The following is a 6,083-nucleotide window of genomic DNA, read 5'->3' as shown; positions in this document are numbered from 1 at the left end:
ATCCCGAACAGGACCGTGAAACGACTCAGCGCCGATGATAGTGTGGTTCTTCCATGTGAAAGTAGGTCACCGCCAAACACCCATTCCGAAGCCCCCGACTGATGTCGGGGGCTTTTTACATGCCTGTCGGTTCTATCGGTTTGGCGATAGGTGATGGGGTAAGGGGTGCAAGAATATTGATGAACCGATACCTATTGAGTGTTCGTGCATTCTTGGTATTTGGATTATGTATGATTACCCTGTTGTTATTCTTGAACAAAAGTACCGAGATTTACGGTTAACTGTTTGGAATATTTGAAATCAAACGATATTTGCGTTAATATGGCGTAAGCATTTATGTGGGTATGGGCTGTTGCCCTATCTGCGTATGTGACAGTGTTTACCGCTTGGAATAAAACCATTCTGTAGACTTTCTGACTGATTCAATCAAACACGTTATGGGAAAAAATCTGATGAAGAAATTTTTATTTGGTGCATTTGCCGCCGTCTGTGCGGCGTTCTCTTTGGCTGCCGTGAACATCAATACCGCGTCTTCTGCCGAACTGGAGGCCTTGCCCGGTATCGGCCCGGCTAAGGCGAAATCGATTGTGGAATACCGTCAGAAGAACGGTGCGTTCAAATCGGTGGAGGAGCTGAAAAACGTGAAGGGCATCGGTGATGCGGTGCTGAATAAGTTGAAGGCGGAGGCGACGGTTTCTTCTGCCGCGCCTAAGGCCGCCCAGCCTGCCGTGAAAAAATAAGCCTGACGGTTAACTGCCGTATATGCCGCCCCGAGGCCGAACCGCTTGCCGGTTCGGGTTGACGGGCGGCTTTGTATGGGGCCGGGAATGAAGACCTGGACAAATGGAGACTTTACATTGGGTAAAGGGATAAATGGATAGCCTCTTGTCGGATGAGGATATAAAAGATAAAGGGAATAAAGAGATGTACTTAAATGTATTTGATGGAAAACGGAATAGGGCAACTGTGCAGAGGGGCTACTCTTTGATACAGCTGTTGGTGGTGATGTTGTTGGTTTCGATATTGGCGACGGTGGCATTTACGGCCTACCGGGAATCGGTCCGCTCGGCCAACCTGCGTGCGGCGCATGCCGCCCTGCTGGAAAATGCGCGCTTTATGGAGCAGTTCTATACGAAAAAGGGCAGCTTTAAGCTGACGTCGACGAAGTGGCCGGAGCTGCCGGTGAAGGAGGCGGGTGGTTTCTGCATCAGGATGAGCGGTCAGGCTAAGGGGATCTTGGAGGGGAAGTTTACTCTGAAGGCGGTGGCGTTGGACAGGGAGGCGGAGCCGAGGGTGTTGCGCTTGAACGAGTCGCTGACGGCGGTGGTGTGCGAGAAGATGAAGGGGAAGGGCAGCTGTATGGACGGCGAGGAGATATTTAGGGGCAATGATGCGGAGTGTCGGCCTTTTACGGGGTAGAAACCTGATCGAAAGGGAGGATGCGGATAAAGAAAAAGGACGTGCACAGGCACGTCCTTTGGTGAATGAAGATGGATTATTCGCTCCAGCTAACCCAGCCCAACATCCAAGTAAGGAGAATCAGACCACCAAATACAATACGGTAGTAGGCAAAAGGCACATAGTTTTTACTGGAGACAAATTTCAGTAAAGCTTTTACTGCCAATAAACCGGCGATAAATGCTGCGATAAAACCGATGGCAATTTGTCCGACATCTTGCAAGGTAAAGAGTTTGTAGTTTTTTAAGATGTCGTAACCTGTTGCCGCAATCATCATCGGTACGGCAAGGAAGAATGAGAATTCAGTAGCTGTTTTACGTTCCAGCCCCCACAACATACCTCCCATGATGGTACTGCCTGAGCGTGATGTACCAGGGATAAGGGCACAAATTTGGGCGCATCCTACAACAAATGCGTCGATTGGGCGCATATCATCTACATGATTGACTTTGGGTTTGGCTGTTGTTTGGCGTTTTTCAATCCATAAAATGAAGAAACCACCTAGTACCAGCATGGTAGCAACGGTAATTGGGTTGAAAAGGTGTAATTTAATTTGTTTGCTGAACAATAGACCCACAATCGCGGCAGGTATGAAGGCAATAAATAAATTCAGTACAAAGCGATTGGCTGTTCGTTCTTTACCCAATCCTTTTATGATATGGGTAAATCGTTGGCGGTATTCGAATACGACGGCTAATACTGCACCGAGTTGGATAGCAATTTCAAATACTTTTCCGTTGCTTTGAAAGTTCATTAAATCACCGAATACAATTAAGTGACCGGTACTGGAAATAGGGAGAAACTCAGTTAAACCTTCGATGATACCGAGAATAAGTGTTTTAAATAAAATCAGAATGTCCATAAGTTTTCAGACGGCCTTGAGGCCGTCTTTCTTTTGTTGAATAGTTAAAGTGGTTTTGAGGATTATTCGCGGCGGACTTTGACGATGAGCTCGTCTATGGTTTTCATGCCGGCTTTCCAATCGGTACCGTTGAAATTGACTTTGTATTTACCACCGACGATGACAGTTGGTGTGTTTTCAATTCGATAAGTTTCCGTCAATTGCTGCATTTTTGCAGCAGCCGATGCGGCAGCAGGACTGTTGTAGGTTTGAAGCAGTTTTTTACTGTCAAAACCCGTCTGTTTACCCACCCATGATCGGAATACATTGGTATTGGCCAGGTTGATTTTTTGTTCGTAAACTGCTTTGAAGATGACTGGATTAGCTTGATATTTCAAACCTGAAAGATTAACGGCTGCGGCAATTTTGGCTAAACCCAACATTTCAGGCATCCAAACGACGTGTTCTGTCCGTAAGGAAACATCTTTAGCGAAGGTTTTGCTGTGTCGCAACAAAACCGGATCGAGATGGTAGCAATGAACGCAGAAGTAGCCAAAAAACTCAAGTACTTCAATTTTTCCGGCTTGTTGTTGCGGGATAGGACGACTGAGGACAGTATAGTCCACGCCCTCGGTAGCAGCTTGCGCACTCAGGCTGAGTAGGCCCAGGCTGAGTGCGGCAATGGTTTGTTTTATACGCTGCTTCATATCAGTGATTCCATTATTTGGTAGAACGAATCAAGCTGTTGATATTATGGCCTTGCAGGTTTTTTTGCAGTTTCACAGCGGCTTCCTGCGGCATGGTGTTACTTTGAACTCGGTAAATGGTTTTGTCGCCGTTTTGCGATTCAACCACTTTGGAAGAAATACCTAAAATAGCCAATTTTGCACGTTGTGAGTCCGCGCTGGAGCGGTCTGCATATGAACCAAGCTGCAGGAATGCTTTTTTACCGCTGTTGGCAGCTGTTTCGGCTTTTTCTACTGACTGTTTACTTACAGAGTTGCTGCTTTCTTTTGCTGCAGAGGCATTTGCTGCTTTACGTGCTTTTTCGATACTGCCGCTATTGAGGATTTGCTCAGGTGTCGGCTTGTTTTGCTTTTTGGCTTCAGCCGCTTTTTTCTCGGCCAGTTTGCGCTCGGCACGCTCTTTTTGTTTGGCAGTCAGTTGGTCGACTGCTTTTTTGTCTTTGGCAGCTTTATCGGTAGTTTCTTTTTCCGCTTTGGCTTTTTCTGCGCGTTTTTTCTCTAACTCAGCTTTTTTCTCGGCCAGTTTTTTCTTAGCAGTTTCTTTTTCTGCTTCAGTTTTTGCAGCTTTTTCTTTGGCTTCGTGTTCGGCTTTGTCGGCATCAGTTTTGTCTGCTTTTTCTTTGGCTTCACGTTCGGCTTTATCAGTGGCGGCTTTTTCAGCTTTTTCTTTAGCTTCGCGTTCAGCTTTATCGGCAGCAGCTTTCTCTGCTTTTTCTTTAGCTTCACGTTCTGCTTGTTCGGCTTTTTCCTGAGCTTCTTTTTCCGCTTGAGCTTTTTCTTCATCTGCTTGGGTAGATGAATTATCGGTAGCTGGGCGTTTCTCTGCTTTGTCCTGAGGTTTCAGGATTTCAGGTTCTTCGCTTTGTTTAGGCTGAGTCAGCTCTTTGAAAACGTTTTGCTTGCCTTGGTTCAAGAAGAACAAAATACTGGCAATAATACCTGTTGCCAGTATCAGGCCGAAAAAGAAACCGGCCAAGCCTTTGCCATATTGTGTAGATTTTTTCATGACTTACCTTGTAATAATGTGTTCAGACGGTCTGAAAGGAGACTGTCTGAGTTTGGATTCGATATTTTATCAATAACCGTTATAGACGGCAAAATCCTGATGCTTTGTTTACTCTAGTTTTACTTAAACATAAAGATTCAGGCCGTCTGAAAAGTTAAAGAGCGCGACGGAAGCCGATGGCTTTCATCACATGTGTTTTGCTGACTTCTTCGTCGCCTGCCAAATCGGCAAGCGTACGGGCAACGCGCATGATGCGGTGGAAACTTCGTGCGGAAAGGGACAGTTTTTCAAGCATGGTTCCCAAGGCTTCTTGCGCTTCTTTTTGGATGCGGGCTTTGCCATCGAGCTCGCCGACACTCAGTTCTGCATTGACTTTGCCTTGTCGGTTATATTGGATTTTGCGTGCGGCGGTAACGCGTTCCAATACGGTGGCACTGGATTCGCCTGCTTCTTGTTGCATCAATTCGGCAGCAGAAAGGCTGGGTACTTCGATGGTTAAATCAATACGGTCGAGCAATGGCCCTGAAATTTTGTTGCGGTAGCGGGCAACGCTTTCAGGCGTACAGCGGCAAGGTTTGGACGGATGGCCAAGATAGCCGCAAGGGCAGGGGTTCATGGCGGCGACAAGTTGGAACTTGGCCGGATAAACTGCTTGGCGTGCGGCGCGGGAAATATGGATTTCGCCGTTTTCCAAAGGCTCGCGCAATACTTCTAATACTTTACGGTCAAACTCGGGCAATTCGTCTAAAAACAACACTCCGTGGTGCGCCAATGAGATTTCGCCCGGACGTGGGTCTGAACCGCCGCCTACCATGGCAGCCGAGCTGGCGCTGTGATGAGGACTGCGGAAAGGACGGTTGCTGTCGAGTTGCTGTTGATGGTTGGGCAGGAGCGAACGCAATGCCCATACTTCGACCAATTCGTCTTCGGTCAAAGGCGGAAGGATTCCGGGTAAACGTTGCGAAAGCATGGATTTGCCTGTACCCGGCGGACCCATCATCAGCAGGCTGTGTCCGCCTGCCGCTGCAATTTCCAAAGCAAGGCGTGCGGTATGTTGGCCTTTGACATCGGCTAAATCAGGAATTTTACTTTGTTCAGACGGCCTTTGCGCCAGCTTGCATTCAGTTTGTGTCAACGGTTCGATACCGTTTAAATGCGCGGCCACTTCGCCTAAAGAACGCGCACCATAAACCGCGATACCGCGCATGATGGCAGCATGTTCGGCATTTTCTTGCGGCAAGACGAACGAACGGCCTGCCTGCATTCCTTGCCATACCATGGCCAGTGCGCCGCGTACGGGACGCAGCAGGCCGGACAGTGCCAATTCTCCGGCAAATTCATATTGGGCGAGCTTTTCAGGGTTGATTTGTCCCGATGCGGCAAGAATGCCCAAGGCAATCGGCAAATCGAAACGGCCGGATTCTTTTGGGAGGTCGGCCGGTGCGAGGTTGACGGTAATTTTCTTGGCAGGAAAGTCGAAGCCGCTTTGGATGATGGCGGCACGCACACGGTCGCGGCTTTCTTTGACTTCAGTATCAGGCAAACCGACGATATTGAAATGTGGCAAGCCGTTGGCAAGGTGGGCTTCCACTTCGACCAACGGCGCATTCATGCCGCTTAAGGCGCGGCTGTAAACCAAAGCAAGCGACATGTTTCAGACGGCCTTATTCGGCAGCTTCGGTTTGTTGTTTGATTTCGGCAACAGCTTCTTCCGCAGCGGTTTCGGCCGCTTTCAAAGCAGCTTCTTCAGGCTCTTGAGCGGCTTCGAGTTTGGCCAAACGGGCTTCCAATTCGGCCAGTTTGGTACGGGTTTTAATCAAAACCTGTTGTTGGATGTCGAATTCTTCGCGGGTCACCAAATCCATGCGGTTGAACGCGCTGCCGAACATGGCTTTAACGTTTTTCTCCATGTCTTTGGCAGGGCTGTTGGCGATGGTTTCGCTGATTTTGGAGCTGACTTCTTCAAAAAGTTGTTTGCCGAACATAATCCGTATCCTTTATTCAGAATGTATATAGAAATTCAAGTGGCTAT

The 6,083-nt window shown here is 48.0% G+C and carries 7 protein-coding genes; 2 read left to right on the top strand and 5 right to left on the bottom strand.

What is annotated here, in order from left to right:
- Positions 1-452 precede the first annotated feature (452 nt).
- On the top strand, positions 453-740 hold the full coding sequence (locus tag ACTHUT_RS12640; RefSeq protein WP_036472233.1) for a ComEA family DNA-binding protein: 288 nt from the start codon (positions 453-455) through the stop codon (positions 738-740).
- 265 nt (positions 741-1,005) lie between these two features.
- Positions 1,006-1,419: a type IV pilin protein gene (locus tag ACTHUT_RS12635; protein WP_070747509.1), complete on the top strand. Its 414-nt coding sequence runs from the start codon at positions 1,006-1,008 to the stop codon at positions 1,417-1,419.
- 76 nt (positions 1,420-1,495) lie between these two features.
- Here ACTHUT_RS12635 and ACTHUT_RS12630 read toward each other — a convergent pair whose 3' ends face one another.
- The 5 genes from ACTHUT_RS12630 to ACTHUT_RS12610 form a co-directional block, all read right to left on the bottom strand.
- Positions 1,496-2,320, bottom strand: coding sequence for an undecaprenyl-diphosphate phosphatase (locus tag ACTHUT_RS12630; protein WP_250599796.1), 825 nt, complete (start codon positions 2,318-2,320; stop codon positions 1,496-1,498).
- A gap of 62 nt (positions 2,321-2,382) precedes the next feature.
- Positions 2,383-3,006, bottom strand: coding sequence for a thiol:disulfide interchange protein DsbA/DsbL (locus tag ACTHUT_RS12625; protein ID WP_250599798.1), 624 nt, complete (start codon positions 3,004-3,006; stop codon positions 2,383-2,385).
- Between the two features lie 13 nt (positions 3,007-3,019).
- Positions 3,020-4,051: an SPOR domain-containing protein gene (locus ACTHUT_RS12620; protein ID WP_049328709.1), complete on the bottom strand. Its 1,032-nt coding sequence runs from the start codon at positions 4,049-4,051 to the stop codon at positions 3,020-3,022.
- 154 nt (positions 4,052-4,205) lie between these two features.
- Positions 4,206-5,702 carry a YifB family Mg chelatase-like AAA ATPase gene (locus ACTHUT_RS12615; protein ID WP_250599803.1) on the bottom strand — a complete coding sequence of 499 codons (1,497 nt, stop codon included), beginning with the start codon at positions 5,700-5,702 and terminating at the stop codon, positions 4,206-4,208.
- A gap of 13 nt (positions 5,703-5,715) precedes the next feature.
- On the bottom strand, positions 5,716-6,036 hold the full coding sequence (locus tag ACTHUT_RS12610; RefSeq protein WP_250599805.1) for an accessory factor UbiK family protein: 321 nt from the start codon (positions 6,034-6,036) through the stop codon (positions 5,716-5,718).
- Positions 6,037-6,083: the final 47 nt, after the last annotated feature.

The sequence above is a fragment of the Neisseria sp. P0022.S010 genome, from assembly GCF_051956635.1.
The sequence above is the reverse complement of the archived record's forward strand: the minus strand, read 5'-3'. Positions and strand labels throughout refer to the sequence as shown.